15 protein-coding genes are annotated in these 14,573 nt (G+C 69.5%); 7 read left to right on the forward strand and 8 right to left on the reverse strand.

Annotation, left to right across the window (positions count from 1 at the left end):
- Positions 1-76 precede the first annotated feature (76 nt).
- From Dvina_RS55475 to Dvina_RS51390, 3 genes are all read left to right on the forward strand, one after another.
- On the forward strand, positions 77-208 hold the full coding sequence (locus tag Dvina_RS55475) for a hypothetical protein (RefSeq protein ID WP_281428314.1): 132 nt from the start codon (positions 77-79) through the stop codon (positions 206-208).
- 229 nt (positions 209-437) lie between these two features.
- Positions 438-1,595, forward strand: coding sequence for a hypothetical protein (locus Dvina_RS51385; protein WP_223099483.1), 1,158 nt, complete (start codon positions 438-440; stop codon positions 1,593-1,595).
- Positions 1,596-1,730: 135 nt separating this feature from the next.
- The gene (locus tag Dvina_RS51390; RefSeq protein WP_223099484.1) at positions 1,731-2,783 is read left to right on the forward strand and encodes a hypothetical protein; all 1,053 of its coding nucleotides are present in this window, start codon (positions 1,731-1,733) and stop codon (positions 2,781-2,783) included.
- Between the two features lie 139 nt (positions 2,784-2,922).
- Here the strand turns inward: Dvina_RS51390 and Dvina_RS51395 are convergent, their stop codons facing one another.
- Entirely contained in the window at positions 2,923-3,873 is a 951-nt protein-coding gene (locus tag Dvina_RS51395; protein ID WP_223099485.1) for a DNA-methyltransferase, read from the reverse strand.
- Positions 3,874-4,365: 492 nt separating this feature from the next.
- Here Dvina_RS51395 and Dvina_RS51400 point away from each other — a divergent pair, with 492 nt between their 5' ends.
- The gene (locus tag Dvina_RS51400) at positions 4,366-5,580 is read left to right on the forward strand and encodes a PDDEXK family nuclease (protein WP_223099487.1); all 1,215 of its coding nucleotides are present in this window, start codon (positions 4,366-4,368) and stop codon (positions 5,578-5,580) included.
- A 68-nt stretch (positions 5,581-5,648) separates the two neighbouring features.
- Here the strand turns inward: Dvina_RS51400 and Dvina_RS51405 are convergent, their stop codons facing one another.
- Complete coding sequence (locus Dvina_RS51405) at positions 5,649-6,332, reverse strand: hypothetical protein (protein WP_223099489.1); 684 nt, start codon at positions 6,330-6,332, stop codon at positions 5,649-5,651.
- Positions 6,333-6,525: 193 nt separating this feature from the next.
- Here Dvina_RS51405 and Dvina_RS51410 point away from each other — a divergent pair, with 193 nt between their 5' ends.
- Positions 6,526-7,098 (forward strand): hypothetical protein, encoded by a 573-nt coding sequence (locus Dvina_RS51410; RefSeq protein ID WP_223099491.1) that lies wholly within the window; start codon positions 6,526-6,528, stop codon positions 7,096-7,098.
- Here Dvina_RS51410 and Dvina_RS51415 read toward each other — a convergent pair.
- Positions 7,053-7,466: a hypothetical protein gene (locus tag Dvina_RS51415; RefSeq protein ID WP_223099493.1), complete on the reverse strand. Its 414-nt coding sequence runs from the start codon at positions 7,464-7,466 to the stop codon at positions 7,053-7,055. The two genes, Dvina_RS51410 and Dvina_RS51415, sit on opposite strands and share 46 nt — an antisense overlap.
- A gap of 306 nt (positions 7,467-7,772) precedes the next feature.
- Between Dvina_RS51415 and Dvina_RS51420 the strand changes: the two genes are divergently transcribed.
- Together Dvina_RS51420 and Dvina_RS51425 are read left to right on the forward strand one after the other, a co-directional pair.
- Entirely contained in the window at positions 7,773-8,294 is a 522-nt protein-coding gene (locus Dvina_RS51420; RefSeq protein ID WP_223099495.1) for a hypothetical protein, read from the forward strand.
- A gap of 459 nt (positions 8,295-8,753) precedes the next feature.
- Positions 8,754-9,290, forward strand: coding sequence for a hypothetical protein (locus Dvina_RS51425; protein ID WP_223099497.1), 537 nt, complete (start codon positions 8,754-8,756; stop codon positions 9,288-9,290).
- Positions 9,291-9,409: 119 nt separating this feature from the next.
- Here Dvina_RS51425 and Dvina_RS55010 read toward each other — a convergent pair whose 3' ends face one another.
- The 5 genes from Dvina_RS55010 to Dvina_RS51455 all read right to left on the reverse strand — a co-directional run bounded on the left by Dvina_RS55010 (position 9,410) and on the right by Dvina_RS51455 (position 14,260).
- Positions 9,410-9,973 (reverse strand): helicase associated domain-containing protein, encoded by a 564-nt coding sequence (locus tag Dvina_RS55010; RefSeq protein ID WP_246656700.1) that lies wholly within the window; start codon positions 9,971-9,973, stop codon positions 9,410-9,412.
- 7 nt (positions 9,974-9,980) lie between these two features.
- Positions 9,981-11,714 (reverse strand): DEAD/DEAH box helicase, encoded by a 1,734-nt coding sequence (locus tag Dvina_RS51440; protein ID WP_223099498.1) that lies wholly within the window; start codon positions 11,712-11,714, stop codon positions 9,981-9,983.
- Between the two features lie 451 nt (positions 11,715-12,165).
- On the reverse strand, positions 12,166-12,531 hold the full coding sequence (locus Dvina_RS51445) for a hypothetical protein (protein ID WP_223099499.1): 366 nt from the start codon (positions 12,529-12,531) through the stop codon (positions 12,166-12,168).
- Positions 12,532-12,704: 173 nt separating this feature from the next.
- On the reverse strand, positions 12,705-13,592 hold the full coding sequence (locus tag Dvina_RS51450; RefSeq protein ID WP_223099500.1) for an aminoglycoside phosphotransferase family protein: 888 nt from the start codon (positions 13,590-13,592) through the stop codon (positions 12,705-12,707).
- Positions 13,589-14,260: an A24 family peptidase gene (locus Dvina_RS51455; protein WP_223099501.1), complete on the reverse strand. Its 672-nt coding sequence runs from the start codon at positions 14,258-14,260 to the stop codon at positions 13,589-13,591. Before Dvina_RS51455 ends, Dvina_RS51450 begins: the two co-directional genes overlap by 4 nt.
- Positions 14,261-14,573: the final 313 nt, after the last annotated feature.

A 14,573-nucleotide genomic window follows, 5' to 3' on the forward strand; every position in this document is an offset into this window, starting at 1 on the left:
TCACCGGTCGCCCGGACGTCGTCTGACCTGGCGGGTACGAACGGTGGTCGGACTCGAAACGGGTGGGCGAACCCGGATGGGTGAAGCGGTAGGCATCGACCCGCTCAGCTGGCGGTTGACGGACCTGCACAGCAACAGGCTGTACACCGCCGCCGAACCTGACGCGGTAGAACCGCTGGTCCGCCGCGGGCACCGCTACCCGGCGTGATCGATCGGATCCCCGTTGCCGACAGCCGGCACCGCGCTGGACACTGGCGCTGCCGCACCAACCGCGGCCACACCTCTGCGCCGCAGTCCCGGCGTTCCTCGAACAGGAACCTCGTCCCCGCGGAGGCTAGTAGCTCTCGCTGCCACGGCGTCGCGGTGCGGGTGCGACGATGGGCGACGCGTCGGTGCACACCGGCGGGGAGCGTGGTTCGGCGGGCGTGGGAGGTTTGGTGACGACGTACGCGCTCGATCTGCAGGCGGGGTCGCTTCTTGCGGTCTGGGCGTCTGGCGTCGGTCACCACGCCACGACGGTCTGCCAGCTGGGGCCGGTGGTGCCGGAGCTGGCCGCGCAGATGTGTGAGGCGTCGACCCGGCTGTCCACGACGTTGTGGGACACCTACCAGCGGCCCGCTCCGCATGATGCGGACGACACCGACGAACGTGAGCTGCTGGAACGCGAGCGTGGCGACGGCTTCGCCGGAGTCCTCGCCGCGATCACCGCACCGAACCTGCCGGACGAGCACGGGCTGCTGATGGTGTCCTACGACCCGATGCTGGAGTACGCGCACACCGTCGGCCGAGCGCTGCACGCGATCGCCGACCCCGAGATCACGGCGGCGGTGACTGCCGACGTGCGAGCTGAGATCGACGCGGTCGCCCGCGCCGGCCTCGGCGACCTGTCCGGTCGGGCGGTCCAGGCCGTCGCGCTGGACCGTCTCGACCCGTCACCGCTCCAGGTCGCCGCCGCCGACCGGCTTCTGCACGAGCAGCCGCTGGGCTGCGACGAGCTCTACACCACCATCGACCCGGCCGCGGCGTGCGTGGCCGCCACCCACTGGCTGGTCGCCGCAGCGCAGGTCACCGCCGAGGCCGCCGACGTCGAGCCAGCCGCGGTGTTCAGCGTCGCCGACGACATCGAGGCGGTGTCGGTGGAGGTGCCCTCCTACATGGTCGACGTGGTCGTCGACCGTTCAGCTACACCGCGGGAGGTCGTCATCGGGCTCCTTGCCGAGGCCGACGCGGTCCGCCACGGCCGCGTCCCAGACCCGACCGGGCTGCTGCAGCGGGTCGACGCCGCCCGCGAGCAGATCCGCCGCATCGACGTCGGCCACCGCGAACAGGCACTGTCCGCGCTGCTGGAGAGGCTGACCCCGCTCGATCCGCAACGTCCAGCACATGACCTGCTCGAGCACCTGCTCAACGGGGTGCGAGCCTGCCTGCTGGTCTACCGGGAAGAAGCCATCGACGCATCGGCAGCACCTCCCGACCGCGATGACGACGAAGGCGACGACGATGAGTTCGACCGGATGATCGCGGCAGCGACTGCGGCGTTTACCGCCGCAGTTCGCGACCGCGCCGCACGGGACCGTGACCGGCTCATCCGGTAACGCGGCCCGCCAGTGCCGCCGCCCGTTTACGTGGCCATCAGCAGACGCCCGCGAGTTGCGAGGCGCAGCAGCGCTTCCACCCCGGTCGACCGCTGCTGCGCAAATGTGATTGCCCGCACCAGCGAGAATTGAGCCGTGGAACAGCGCCGGTTCGGGTCAGACTTCGTCGCCGCGCACCAAGCCGCGCATGGCGGGCGCCGGCGGGAGCAGCGGCAGTTGACCTATGACATTGCCGTCGACGCTGACTTCGCCCACTGGCGCACCTGGTATGACGAACAGTTCGCCCTGCTGCCGCCAACGCTGGGGGACGCGCTGGCCCGACGCCTGTGGTTGGACGAGCACTTCTTTCCGGTGACGTTCGAACTCGCCGCTGGCGCCGCGATCCGGGCCAGTGGTTACACCGCGGTCTACGAGCAGGACCACGGTGGCCTCACTCCTGACTGGACCGCTCTCACACCCGACGGCCAGGTTGCGTTCCTGCTCGAGGTGCACACCGATCAGCCGACGAAGGAGACGTTCGGCCGCATCCGTGGTTGGCAGGCGCTCGAGCGCCGCATCGCGGAGATCCCGGTCGGGGTGGTACTGATCCTGCAGGGAAGCCGCCACGTGGCGCTGCGGCCGCCCGACTCAGGAACTGCGAAGAAGATCGCTCGTGAACTGCGCTCAAGGCTTCTCGGCTCGCCGGGCATCGCCCGGATCCACTCGCACGGCTACACCTTCAACGTGATGGCCAACAGGTTCGGGCCACTCGCATCGGCGAAGGGCCTCTATGCGCAGTTCGCGGCACCAAGCGGTGTCGCAGGGCCTGTCGACACCAGTCGTCTTACCCGCGCTGTCGAGGAGAAGGTGAGCAAGTACGCCGCGCTGGCCGACCGGTACGACGTGCCGCTCGTCGTCGCCGCCGGTGCACATCGCTTCACCAGCGTCGATCTCGATGACCTCGACGCCGTACTCAACGGCGATCCCACGATCAGTTTCCACTTCAACATCGGTGACGGCTACCTCGGCAGCACCTCGGTCAACCCGGCGAGTCCGGCCCACTGGGTCATGCCGCCCAATCTCGCCGGACTGATCTGGCTGCACAACCAGCCGCCGTTCGGTGCCACCGCACGTCCCAATCCGTCCGGAAATCGCAGCATGCCCATCGCCCTGCGCGAACTGGCCGCCATCGCGGTGAACTCCGGGTAGGTGCGCCCGTTCTGTTGGCGTCCAAGGGTTCGGTCCTCAGATCGGGGATCGACAAGGGTCCCGACCGGACAGCGGGTGCTGTCGCCGTGCCGCAGCCTGCCGTCGGGGCTTGCGTGAGGACAGAGTGCGTGCTGATGGACTATGCGAGAAGTTGACCTTGGACCGCTGTGATGTTCGCGCGGGCGGCTTCCGAGAAGTCGTCACCGAGTTCGAACCCCAACGCCCGGCGTCCCGACGCTAGTGCGACTGTCAGCGAGCGGCCAGTTCCGCAGAACGGGTCGAGTACGAGGCCATCCGGCGGGCACGAGCTGATGATTCGCGGCCTGATCAGCTCCGGCGGGAAGGTCGCTGAATGCCCGTCCGAGCCGGACCGGACGTTCACGGTCACCACGTCGCGACCGCCCTCTTCCAAGGGCGTCGTGTCGTAGTAGTAGCTGGGTCGGCCTTCTTTGGCTCGCTTCACGAAGTGAAAGAAGTGTTCATGAGCCAGCCGGAGGCGGTCCTTCTCCGGTCGCGGCGGCACGTTGGGTTTGTGCCAAATGAGATCATTGCGAACGATCCACCGCTTCTGCTGCATAGCGATCGCGAACCGCGCCGGCACCAGCAGCAGCTGCTTTTCTTGGCGGTGCCCCCCCATGGGGGTCTTTCGCCGCTGACGCGGGTTTCCGCCCAGTCCTTGCCGGCCGTTCATGCGGATGCTCGACCAGCGGGCGAAGTAGGTGTCGCCGATATTCACCCACATGCTCCCTCGGGCCTTCAGGGCAGCTGCGCCCCGCTGAAGGATCTCGACGAGGTGATCGACGTACCACTCGGGTAGGGGTTCGAGTCCGAGCATTCCGCCGTGGAGGCGGTACCAGTCGTAGCTGGGCGTCTCCAACTGGTCGTTACCCTCGGCAATCCACTCCTTGAGGATGTCTTCATTGTGATCTTGCCCGTAGGTGCGGAGGCCCCAGTACGGCGGCGACGTGATGATCAAATCAACTGACTCGTCCGGGAGCTTCGCCATCAGGTCGTAGGCGTCGCCCTGCCAGACCTCGCCAGAGACCTCATCCAGATGATCTGGTTTGTCCGCTTCGGGCTCCGCTGTCATGCCGCCGATTGTATGGTCGCCGGCCCGGAAGATCGCGGAGGGAGCACCAGCGAACTCTGCGCTTCGAGCCTGACCAGCGTCACACACCACCCCCTCCCTGCCCTCGGACGTGGCTGGATGACTACCGCGGCCGGACCGGCGAGCGGGCTCGCCCGCTGCTTGCGAAACCCTGGCTGTTCGCCGCGTCGAAATTGAGCCTTCTTCGCTCTTCATGCTGATCGTTGCCCACCTGTCTGCCTAGATCGATGCGGCATGAATGTGCTGGCCTTTTGCGACGACGTCAAGCGCACTGCGCAGACCTGCCGTTGCACTGCACCGCTGGCGACTTCGCCCCCGACGACCCGCACTCGACGGACGATCGGCAGCCCCAGTACTGGCGCCCGGCCTACCTGGCAGGCTGGCGTGAAGTGGGGTTGGTGAGAGCCGTTCGCCGGCAGCTTGCAGCGCAACGGGACATCTCCGTCCTGCAATCGTCTCGCGTACTCTTGCGCAGTGACCCAAGCGGACCCCGAGGCAGCGCCAGTCCTGGAGATCCAGCCGGACTATGCCGAGCTCCAGCGGCCACATGTTGCGGAGTGGTTTGGCCACCGGGTCTTCCCGGTCGTCTCTGCCTCTCGTACGGCGCTTCGCGACCAGACGGAGAAGCGGTGCCCGTTCCTGTCCAAAGCGTTTCACGAAGACCGGCAGTGCATCAAAGTCAACAAGGACGGCACGGGGCCGTCCCAGGGTGTCTGCACCATCAGCACGACCAGCAACGGCTCGCGGCAAGATTGGCTGGTATGCCCGGTACGGGCGTTGGACCAGGACCTGCTCCGTCCGATTGTCCGGCACCTGTACGCCGTGGCGCCGAACGACGAGATCATGTTGACCGCCGCATCCGGCTTGCAGAAGGCCGATGTGGCCGCGTCCGTCATTGCCGCCGTACGCCAAGGCCGGCAGCGCGTCTTCGTATATTTCGAAGCGAAGGCCGGCGGTGAGATCCAGTTCAAGGCGACCGCAGCGTCCCCGCTCATGTCGCTGGACACCACGGTCATCGAGTTGGTTGCACCTGCCGCCAACTCGACCGACCGCATGCCCTTCGCGCTGGGCCGCTACGCCGCGGTTGAGCTGCAGACCGCCGACATGCACGGCACATACGCCAAAGCGGTGCAAGCGCTGCGGAGCGCGCTCGACCTGCACCCGGCGCAGTTCCACCGCCAGCTGGCCGAAAATCCGGAGTGGCCCCGCCGGAAGATCGAAGGACCCAACATCGCCAACGTCTTCAAACGCACCTTCTACCAGATCGTCTTCAAGTTCCAGGTCACGAATCAAGATGATTCAGCAGGGAGCGTCCTGGCGCTGCCGCAGCCGGTTTGGGACTCGTGGCGGAAATTCCTGGGCGATCCGCAGATTTCCCGGAATCTTGACGGGACAGGCACTCTGCTCGACGATCCTTCCGCGGAGCCACGGAGTTGGATCTACGTCTTCGACGTTGCTGACCGGCCGGGACCCGGCGGTGGGGCGACTCCCGTCGAAGTTCGCGACCGCATTCGTACAGACGGGGCGACGCTGGCGCGGTTAGCGCTCGTCGTGTCTCCTGCCAGGGCGGTAGAGTTCGAAGTCCACCGCGGGGTCGTCACGATCGCAAGGGACCGGCTGCGGAAGATGCTTCCGGTCCACCTCAGAACGGTCGACACGCAGGCTGATCTGCTTTCCGGCTTGGAGTAGAGCTACGGGGTACTGACAGCAGTACCAACCGGCCGGGCGGGTTCCGCCGTCAGCTCCATGCCCGCTGCTCAGCTTTTCCGGCCCGCTGGCGACGTTGCGGTGGCGGGCAGGTGCAGCAGGTCAGCACGTACGGCGGCGAGGACACCGGCGTCGGTGTCGTCTTGGCCGTGGTGTTCGCCGCAGGGGCAGAACGTCCACGCGCCGTCCTGGAGTTGGTCGCGCAGGACTTCCAGGGTCGCGCGGGACCAAGCGGCTACGTCGGCGCCGACCGTGACGAAGGGGGTGTCGGGCGGGGCGTCGCGGATGGCCAGCCCGAGACCCGACACGGCCTCGCCGGCACGGCGGAGGTCCAGCACGGGCTGTGGCCGCTGCTGGTCGCCGTTGATCGCGGCGTAGATCACCGCTTGGCCGAGCGCGGCGAGCAGCCGGGCGGCGACCCGCACCGCGAGATGCTCCGGCGGCCCAGTGGGCGCAGCCCGTTGCTGCACCTCGGCCATCATCGCCGTCGCGGTGGCCCGGCCCCAGTCCTCGTCGATGTAGCTGCGCAGCACAGTCTGCGGAGTGATCCGCAGTTGGGCGGCGATGGCGTCGATCCGCTGCTGCAGTTCTTCGGCCACCACGGCCTGGTCGACGCTGCCGCCGAGGGCGTCGACGGTGGCAATGAAGTCGTCGACGAGCCTGGCGAACTTGCCTCGTCGGGCCATGCGGTCCTCCAGATTGGCGGTTCCCCAGTGTGGCACCACCTTCAACATCCAGGACACTACGAGGGCATGCTGGCCGCCGGAACGGATCGCTGCGATCCGGGCCGGCTGGCCGAGAGCCGCGGCGGGCGCCAGGCAGCGTACGGTGCGCAGACGGTGCGATCAGGCACATGGGGCCAGGAAGGGACGAGCCGTGGCAAGAGCACGGGGAAGCGGCAAGCGACCGGGCATCCGCTCGCTCAGCGTGGCTGACCGGGTGATCGTGCTCGGCCGTGCCGCTCGGCTGGTTAACCAGGTCAACGAGGGCCGGGCAGGCTGTATCGAGGGCGTGGCGCTGCTGGACCGCGTCGCTCGGCTGGTCGAGGTCCGGGCGGAGCCGCTCGCGGTGGCGGTCGCCGCGCAGGGCCCTGCCGGCACCTGTGTCCTCGGCGACGCCGTCCGCGACATGGTCCCGCTCGCCGACGGCGGCCGGGTGGTGCGCGGGCCGCACTTCGACCCGGCCCGGTGGAACGGCGCCGGTCACCTGGTCCTGTACGCCGCGCAGGCTGGCTGGTGGTTCGACCCGACGCTAGACCAAGTGAGCCGGATGACCGGCCTGCCCGGCGGCACCCTGATGCAGCAGATCACGCCCGAGGAGATCAGCAGCGGCGACCTGCCGTTCGAGATCGGCGGCGGGCAGGTGCTCTACCGGGTGGTGCGGGCCGACACGACCTGGCAGGCGGCGTACAACGCCGAATACGCCCGCCTCGGCGGCATCGCGCGAGCGGCGACTCAGCGGGCGCTGGAGTTGGAGGGCTTCGACGAGGACCTGATCTGAGCTGCGGCAAGTTCGTCGCTGCTGGTGACCGGTCGCTCTCGTCGGCCTCCGATCGGTTCGGGACTGTAGACCTTGACCCGCCAGCGGGCCTGCTCGCGTCGATCCGGGTCCCAGGTCGGCAGCGGCGCCAGGTGCCGGCTGAGGGCGTAGATCGCCACGGTGGCGGTCCGCGCGTCCGCCTCACAGCTGTAGCGGTGCATTACGTGCCCACCGTCGCTGGCGCGCCGCCGGCAGTCCGCAAGCTCGAGCGTCCACACGCCGGAGCCGTCCATCGTCTCTTCCAGCCGGATGAACAGGTGCCGGACCGGGTCACGGTCGTTCCCAGTGATCAACCAGCCGGCCTCACGCAGCTGCGGGATACCCACCATCCGACCACAGTATCGAACACAGGTTCGACTGCGGCATCGTTTCGGGGCGTCACCTATCGGCCGATCCGGGGTGACTGTCCACGCTAAATGACGGATCTCGTCCATCAGAGTTGGCGGATCGGCCAGCTGGTAGAAGCTAGATCGAGCCGTCCGGCTGCGGGGTGAAAGCCAGTCTGCAACCCGCGATCAAGTCCGGGAGTCAGGCCGCAACCAGCAGCTGTACCCTCAATGGGGTCAGATGGCCATCGATACGACGTCTTCCCGTTCAGCCGCCGTAGCCCACCGCAAGCACGGAAAGGTGACACGATGAACAGCGACGCGGCTGAGCCGTTGATGCCGCGGGACATCGAATTGTTGAGACTGGCCGCCGACGTGCGGGTCGTGCCCGAGACGCTGGTGCTGCCCTCGGGTCGCGTACTCGGCGGAGCCGAGCTACAGGACCTCCTTGCCTTCTACGGCCCGGCGCCCGGCCAAGCCTTTTGGTCCGCCGAGCGGAGGCGGCGCTATGAGCAGGATCTCGCAGACCTTGAGAATCCCGTGGAGGCACTCCGCAAGGCCCGACGACGGTACTGGACAGGGACCGCAATGCCGATGATCGGCACGATCGCAGGCGTGCCTGTCGTGGCGGCGATGGTCGTTTGGCTGGCACCGGAGTATGTCGAGGCGTACGCCCGATGGCCGGGGCTTCTGGTTCTGGTCGGTTGCATCGGCCTCTTCGGGTTCGCGGCTTGGTTCAGCGGTAACACGGTCTACAGGACCCTTGGATCCTATCGACGGCTCCTGGAGCATGGCCTCGACCAGCAGCGGACAAGCCCAAACAACCCGTAGCCGACACGCGCGCAGCCTTGGGTGTGAACGAGGTCATCGTCGCGATCAAGGCACACGAACACCCCAGTACGAGCCGTGACCGTACGACGATCGGGACGACGTCTCCACGTTCTCGCCGTAGCGTGTCGCCGGCTGCTCGCGCACCGTGCGGGTCGCCCGGATCGCCGGCAACGCACACCGATGCCGCCACCGAGGTCGGTACGGTGAACGGGACGCACTCGGCAACCGGCCGACGCATGAAGGCACCTGTGGATTCCACGTCGAGTTCATTGCCGGCGGAACAGCACGGGCGGAAGGCGGGCATTTGTGAGCAGACGCAAAGGCACCGGCGCGCGGCGAGTCGGCAATCCCGCGAACCGCCCCGGCGGCGGCCCACGCGTCGGTCCTGCCACCAGCTCAGGCCCTGCCTCTGAACTCAAGCAACTCGGTGCCCAGTTCGCAGCCGTGACCGGTGCTGCGATGCAGCCGGTGCAGATCGCGTGCGGCGTGGTCCACGCGACATGGCGCGCCGCGCTCGAACCCTGGCACGCCCGACTGATCCACGATCACGAGATGGCTTACCTCAACATCGCTACGACCATCCACGTCACTTCGCACTGCGACCTAGACGCCATCGCATGGGACGCGATCGGAGCCGTGCTGCAGGACCCGGACCGCGATGCGCTGCCCGGCCGGACCGCTGGCGCACTGCTCGGTGACAACTGGTCGGCGTTCACCGCCGACCTCGCCGACCTGATCGACGACGCTCGGGCCAAGCCGCCGCTGGCGATGGCTGCCTGGGCCCACCTCATGTGCGGCGACTGGTGGGGCATGCCCGGCTTTGACGAGCAGGTCGACGCCGTCGTCCGCTCCGGCCGGGTCACCCGGTTTCCCGGCACCGGTGAGGCGTTGGCGCGCCTGCTGCGCGACGACCCGCTTGCGGTGCCGCTGCAGGTGTGGCAGGAGATCGTTCCGGAAGGCAACGGCTTGCGCTGGTCCGACCATCAGTCCGGGTAGCCCGGAATCGCATCCGACTACAGGAGCGCGGCGAGTCCCGATCGGTTGTATACCCTTGGGTCAGCCACGGGCGCCGACGCGATGGTGCGGCAGGCCGCGTACGGAGGGGTCGTCTCAGGTCAACCGGTCCGCCAGGTCGGGGACAGGTCGTCGAGTGCGGTGATGCGTTCGGTGGGCATCCGGCCGTCGCGAAGAGCGCGCCGCTGCTGAGCTAGCCACCGGCCGAGCGGGTACCCGTCGCCGGTGCGGTACGCGCTCGGCACGTGCAGATGGCCGTGGGTCTGGTGGTAGCGGCGGGCGGCGGCCACGCCGACGTTGAAGCGGTGTGTGCGGTTGTTCCAGATCATGCCGACGGCTTCCAGCGCGGCGATGCGGTCGGCGGCGAGGCTGCCGCGCTTGTAGAGCATGCGTTGGGCGACGATGAATTGGCCGAGGCGGTAGCCGTCGGCCTCGGTGTGCTCGTCGGGGACCTGCAGGTGGTGGTGGCGGGCGTGGTAGGCGGTCGCGGCGGTGATGCCGCGCTGCCACATCGCCTCGTACGGGTGCCATTCGATGCCGAGCGCTTCGAGGACGGTGGCGCGGTCGGCGGGGATCCGCCCGGCGGTGTACTGCTTGCGCTGCATTCGGATCCAGGACCCGAGCGGGTACCCGTCGGCGGTGACGTGGTCCGGCGGGACTCGCAGGTGGCCTTCACGGGCGCGGTAGGCGGTGGCGTGGTCGAGACCGGCCTGCCAGCGGGTCCCAGCGCATGCCGAGGGAGTCCAGGGCGGTGATGCGGGTAGCGGGCAGAACGCCTTGGCGGCGGGCTTTGCGTTGGTGGTGCAGCCACCGGCCGAGCGGGTAGCCGGTGTCGGTGACGTGCTCGACGAGGACGTCGAGGTGGCCGTGGGCGGCGTGGTAGGCGGTGGCCGCGCCGTAGCCTTCCCACCAGGGTGAGGTGGTCGCGGTGACGAGCCGGACGGTGAGATGTTGTAGGTACTGCTCGACGTCATAGCTGTCCGGCACCCTGACCACAATCTTGTCCGGCAACCTCCACCGGTCGGCGTCGCCGTATTGGCGTCGCAGGTCCAAGGCGGCGGCGAGGGTCTCGTCGTGGGCCCGCATTGCGCGTACGACGTCCCAGACGGTGTGGTAGCCGGCCAGGTCGGCCTCTGCGGCGGCGTGCGCGTCGGCGGTGGGTGTGTCGGCGGCGAGGACCGGCACCAGGATGGTCGCGATGCCGCTGCCGGCCGGGTTGCGGCGTAGCGCCCGTCCGACGGCCTGGACGATGTCGGTCGGCGAGGTCTTCGGGTGGGCGAACACGACCGAGTCGACGGCGGGGACGTCGACGCCTTCGCCGAGGCAGCGGGCGTTGGACACCACGCTCCACCCGCTGCCGGGTGGGTCGGCGAGGTCGGTCAGCACCGCTCGGCGGTAGGCGGTGTCGTGGCGGCCGTCGATGTGGTGGCAGGTCAGCGGCCGGTCGGGCCGGATGCCGTCCGGCATGGCGGCGAGGATCTCGGGCATCGCGTCGGTGAACGCGCGGGAGGTGGCGATGCGTGGGTGGTAGACGATCGTGCGGCGGAGGTCGAACTCCGTCGCGGCGCGGGCCAGCGCGGTGACGACCATCGCCATCCGCAACGGCCCGTCCTCGCCCTCGGTGCCGTCGACGGTGACGCGGGACCGGCCGGTGCCGGTGAGCGTGCGCAGCACGGGCAGCAGTTCGGCCCGGGTGACCGCGACGATCGCGATCCGGTAGTCGTCCAGCCAGCCATCGGCAATGGCCTGGGCGAACGGGTAGCGGGCCAGCACCGGTCCGAACACGGCGGGGTCGTCCATGGACAGCACCGCTTCGCTGTCGCCGGTGTCGCCGAGGCGTGGGGTGGCGGTCAGGTACAGGCGGCGATGGGCCGGCAGCGTGGTGTCGCTGTGCAGCAGGGCGGTGTGTTTGCTGTCGCGGCCGGCGGTGTGGTGGGCCTCGTCGACGACGAGGATGTCGGCGCTGCGACCGGCGCGGCGCAGCCCGTCTCCGAGATGCCCTGCGGACACCTGGGTGGTGACGATCAGCCGCCGGCCAGGTGCGGGTTCGGCGAGCCAGGCGGCGATCCTGTCGGGGTCGGTGGTGGTTGCGGCCGGAAGGTCTGCGGCTAGCACGGCGGGGTCGGTGACGCCGTCGTCGCCGCACACCGCCAGGACGCGGTCGGTCGCGGTGTGCCAGGCGTGCAAGGTCTGGGCGAGCAGCGTGATGGTCGGGCAGGCCACGACCGCGATGCCGTCGGCCGGGCACACACGCATCGCGATGTGCGCGGCGGCGATCGTCTTGCCGGTGCCGCACGCGGCGATGATCTGTCCCCGCCCGCCCACGGCCAGGGCGGCGGAAGCCGCACCGACCGCGGGGATCTGCCATCCCTGCGCGTCCGGCAACCCGGTGATGTCCCGTTGCATCGCGCCGCCACCTTCGCCACCTCATCGGCCCGTGTCGCCACCTGGCGCGCCGCCATCCGCACCCCATGTCAGGGGCGCTGCGATAGGGCGTCACGCGCACATGTACGGCGGATCGGGCCACACACGTCATCGATCGGCTTGCATGGAACCGTGGTTGCGGGCAGGGTCCAAGTCGTCGGGTACATCGCGTCGGTGTGGCGGCGCGACCGGCGCCGCTATGCGTGACTGGGCTGCGCCCTCGCGTCGCGCTGGCGCGGTGAAACGGGTGGCCGGTCCCAGCTGCGGCGGGTCGTTCCTCGCCGGTCCCGACACGATCTGGATCTGGCGTCGGGGTTCGCGGCGTCGGTGGGTTCGTTGGACGGCGAAGACCGGCACCACCCCCGTGGGTGCCAGTCTTCGCGAGAGGCTTAGGCGTGCGCGTCGTGCTGGCGGTCGGCGTTGGGCGATCTGCCTACTGGGTGGGCCGGGGGTCGGGCTGCACGGCAGTGGCGATGGCGGCCAGGATCGCCTGTTCGTCGCCACTGTCGACGTGCAGGACCGCGTGCAGGACGATGCGCTGCACGGCGGGAGGCACGTCGGGGGTGAGCCGGACCATCCAGGTCGGGTCGCCGTCGTCGTTGCGCCAGCGCAGTCGCGCTTCCAGGTGGCGGATCTCGTCGATGGTGGCCAGGACACCGCCGCCGTCCGGGTGGGCGTAGGTGATGATGCCGTCGACGGCGTCACCGGCGGTGTAGCCGAGTGCGGCGAGGTCGTCGATGAGGGCGCCGTACGGGTCGTCGGTGGTGGGGTCGTCGGGGTCGATCCTCGTAGCGATCACAAGCGGTCCTTCCGTCGCGCCGACACCGTCGTGTGCCGGCTGCGACGAATGAAGCGACGACTTCCACCGCGAAGCCAAGTCAACCCTCGTGCCGCCTTGACGTGTGGTACCCGCCCCGGCCCGTGGGACGGCCGGGACTCTGCCGCAAGTCGGCGCGGCGGTGACGCGTTGGCTCAGGTGACCCGCAGCAGCGCCCGGACGCGGTCGTGGTGGAGGTGCAGGGCGGCGAGCCGGTCGGTGCGGACCGCCCCGTGTGGCAGGGCGCGGTGCATGCGGACCTCACGGCAGTACAGCAGGGCGGCGTTGACGGCGAAGGCGGCGTCGATGCCGGTGGCTGCGGCCCGGTCGGTGATGGCGTGGGCGAGGGTGGGTGCGGCGTGCGCGCCGACGGTGTACAGCACCGCGAGATCCCAGCCGGGCAGGTACCGGCCGGCGTGTTCCCAGTCGACGAGGCTGACGGTGCCGCGGTCGAGGAGCACGTTGGCCGGGAGCGGATCGCCGTGCGCTCCGACCAGATGCCCACCGGACCGGGTGAGCATCTGTGCGAGTGCGGTGTGCTCGGTGTCGTCGAGCAGGCCGGTGTCGTGCTCGTCGGCGAGGCGGGCCGGGTAGTCCACGGGGTCGGGCAGCGGCAGTTGCGGTTGCCAGGCGGCGACGCGGTCGAGGGTGTCCAGGAGCCGGTCGACGGCGGCTGATGGCAGGTCGGTGTTGAGGTGGCGGTGGTCGTGCAGGCGTTCGCCGGGGAGCTGGGTGAGGACGGTGAGCCGGTCGTCGTAGCCGAGGAGCCGGGGTGCAGGTACCGGTGGCGGGTCGGTGTCGAAGCGGCGGTAGACGGCGAGTTCTTGGTCGCGTCGGGCGACCCAATAGGCGTCGTCGGTGGTGCACAGCTTGGCCACGACCGGGGCGCCGTCGCGGATGCCGGCGGCGACGATGGCCTTGTCGGTGTGGTGCAGCCGGGCGGTGAGCCGTACGCCGGCGCGGTCGGCGCGGTGCCGCAACTCAGTCCAGTCGTCCTCGACCGCGGGGTCCGCGAGGCGGTCTGGGTCGGTGCTGCTCGTCATCCGGTGATGATGACGGCCGTCACCGCGCCGGCGGCCAGGAACGGCCCGAACGGGATGTGCCGGTTTCCGCCGCCGCGGCGGTACTGCACGATCGCTGAGGGCAGGCCGAGCAGGTAGGGCAGCATGGCGGTGAGTAGGAGGGTGTTCCAGCCGGTGGCGGCGGCGAGGCCGCCGGTGAGGGCGGCCAGGCGGACGTCGCCCATGCCGGGGCCAGCCGGGGTGAGGACGGCCAGAGCGAGGTAGGTGCCGCCGACGAGGGCGGCGCCGGTGAGCGCGGCCAGGATCGGGCCGGGGTCGTGGCCGGCGGCGGCTCCGATGAGCAGGAGTACGGACGCTGCGGCTGCGGTGGCGGCGATGGCCGAGGTGGGGAGGCGGCGGGTTTCGAGGTCGGCGATGGTGAGTAGCAGGCCGGCCTGGAGGAACAGCAGCCACGCCGCCAGTAGGCAGGCGGCCGGCACCGGCGTGGTGGGCAGTCGCCAGACCAGCACGGTCCCGGTCAGGCCGGCGACGCCGGCAGCGGTGAGGCTGCGCCGCCAGGGTCCGCCCACGGCGGTATTGACGGCGTGTGGTGTTCGGGTCAGGTGGTCGGCGAGGCGGGGCGTCCACACCGCTGCCGTCGCGCTGGCAAGACCAACGGCGGCGAGCAGGCCGGGATGGGTGGCGCTCATCGCGGTCGCGCCGGGAACAGCGACCGGGCAGGGCCCTGGTCGAACGGCCCTGCCCGGTGGTGGCTGGTGGTCTCTGGTGTGAGTGACCGCGTTGCAGCCAGAGCACGCTCCAGGACCCAGCCCGGGGAGCTGCCGCACGGCGTTGCCGCAGAGGCAAGAGGCGAGTGACGGAAACAGCTGAGCGTCCCGGACCGCCCTACCGGAGGTTGCCCTCCATTCGGGTAGTGACGGCACGGTAGCGTCGCTTCACGGCCGATGGCAAGTCGTCGGCTGGGCAGTCTGAACCCGGTCCGGGCTGGGGTTCCGTGTCGAC

Source organism: Dactylosporangium vinaceum, from assembly GCF_019904175.1.
GTDB lineage: Bacteria > Actinomycetota > Actinomycetes > Mycobacteriales > Micromonosporaceae > Dactylosporangium > Dactylosporangium vinaceum.

Excerpts from the sequence above, each read along its gene's own strand:
- Dvina_RS51440 (WP_223099498.1), bottom strand. The coding sequence starts at position 11,714 with ATGCAACGGGACATCACCGGGTTGCCGGACGCGCAGGGATGGCAGATC.
- Dvina_RS55475 (WP_281428314.1), top strand. The coding sequence starts at position 77 with ATGGGTGAAGCGGTAGGCATCGACCCGCTCAGCTGGCGGTTGACGGAC.
- Dvina_RS51420 (WP_223099495.1), top strand. The coding sequence starts at position 7,773 with ATGAACAGCGACGCGGCTGAGCCGTTGATGCCGCGGGACATCGAATTG.
- Dvina_RS51455 (WP_223099501.1), bottom strand. The coding sequence starts at position 14,260 with ATGAGCGCCACCCATCCCGGCCTGCTCGCCGCCGTTGGTCTTGCCAGC.
- Dvina_RS51450 (WP_223099500.1), bottom strand. The coding sequence starts at position 13,592 with ATGACGAGCAGCACCGACCCAGACCGCCTCGCGGACCCCGCGGTCGAG.
- Dvina_RS51395 (WP_223099485.1), bottom strand. The coding sequence starts at position 3,873 with ATGACAGCGGAGCCCGAAGCGGACAAACCAGATCATCTGGATGAGGTC.
- Dvina_RS51405 (WP_223099489.1), bottom strand. The coding sequence starts at position 6,332 with ATGTTGAAGGTGGTGCCACACTGGGGAACCGCCAATCTGGAGGACCGC.
- Dvina_RS51425 (WP_223099497.1), top strand. The coding sequence starts at position 8,754 with ATGCAGCCGGTGCAGATCGCGTGCGGCGTGGTCCACGCGACATGGCGC.
- Dvina_RS51415 (WP_223099493.1), bottom strand. The coding sequence starts at position 7,466 with ATGGTGGGTATCCCGCAGCTGCGTGAGGCCGGCTGGTTGATCACTGGG.